Origin of the sequence: Alteromonas sp. a30 (genome assembly GCF_026788005.1) — a bacterium.
Classification (GTDB): domain Bacteria; phylum Pseudomonadota; class Gammaproteobacteria; order Enterobacterales; family Alteromonadaceae; genus Paraneptunicella.
In genome coordinates, this window is the sequence record NZ_JABEPE010000070.1 from 1 (window position 1) to 1,405 (window position 1,405).

A 1,405-nucleotide genomic window follows, 5' to 3' on the forward strand; every position below is an offset into this window, starting at 1 on the left:
CTCCTTTCTATTTATAAAGGGAAAGTCAGGTAGTTCATGACTTATTGCTAATTTAGTCTGCATAACTCTTAATTATCATTACTTTATGAATGCAGCCTCCTTTTCTAGCATTTGGTTTGCAATGAGTACTCGAGAACTAGCGCTCCTTCGAATATCTCGTGATTTTCTAATGTCATTTGTAACCTGCATTCTTTTTAACCATCGATCTGTTCCGTCATATCGTGGAACATATTTTTCTCTACCATGAACAGTTTTTAAATTATCTAAAACCAAGAAATCTCCTTGTTGAACTCGATATTTAAATGTGTTATTCAAAAGTGCCTGGTTTAACTTGAACAATGCTTCTTTTGATTTTTGATTTAAGCTTCTCATGTTATTCATATTTACTTTTAAGTAAGGGGAACTCTTGCAACCAAATAGAGCGCTTGTGTATTCTTCTATCTCTGTTACATTCTGACCAACATTTGCCCCGACAACGAACTCTTTTTTGAATAAAGATTCTATAGTTTCGCTTGACAAGTCATCTGGTTTTAAAAAAGAGATAAGTGTTGCCACTTCGTCAGGATTTCGCATTCCAAATAAAACTAAGTAATCAGCCCTATAGGGATGAAAAGCATCTTCTGTATGCATTCCGAAATCATATGCAGAGCCCGCGCTGGTAGCTGATTTACAATCTTTTTTCATGGGAAATATATCATTAATGATATTTCCATTCTGAATTGAGTTCCAACCAAAAGTAAAACCTAAAAGTTCGGAATATAGAATAAACATAATTTCTTCATTAGTGCATATGGATTTTTCATCTCTTGTAAAGAAATCGCTAGGAGTATTACCTATACTTGTATCGTCAACTAAATTTCCTTTGATGCACACCCCTAATTCTTTATCATTTACCTTAAAGTCATAAATGAACTTTTTAACGCCACAAGGAAGTTTGTCTGCTATTACCTTGGCGTTATTTAATACCCATGAAAGGCGGTTTTCTTGTTTTTTTTCGATTTCTAAAACAATAGACTTTACAGCCTTTGCTTCGTTAGTTGTTAGCATGTATTCTTTTATTTTCATAGATTATATTTCCTGTATAAATTCATATGGAATAAAATTAGAGTTGTTGGTTTAAGTGTTTCATTGTTAGCTGCCAATTAAATTTTTAGATAATTTAAATGATGTCATTTTTAAGTTCTCCTTACGGGTATATTACTGGGTTATAGGTTTTTGGTGTTCTAATAATGCTATATGTGGAACCGCTGCCTATTAAAATAACATTTGTCAATGGCTTTGTTGACGGTTGTATTTCCAGTTTTAAATTAATAGCTATACATATTTTTGGGCTTTGTTGAACAAAAGATTTGAACTTTTCCTTCTCTCAATGATCAGATCACCAAATCATTATTTCTCCTTCCTC

1 protein-coding gene is annotated in these 1,405 nt (G+C 32.6%); it reads right to left on the reverse strand.

Annotation, left to right across the window (positions count from 1 at the left end):
• Positions 1 to 78 precede the first annotated feature (78 nt).
• Complete coding sequence (locus HJG39_RS19175; RefSeq protein ID WP_268412015.1) at positions 79 to 1,065, reverse strand: TauD/TfdA family dioxygenase; 987 nt, start codon at positions 1,063 to 1,065, stop codon at positions 79 to 81.
• Positions 1,066 to 1,405: the final 340 nt, after the last annotated feature.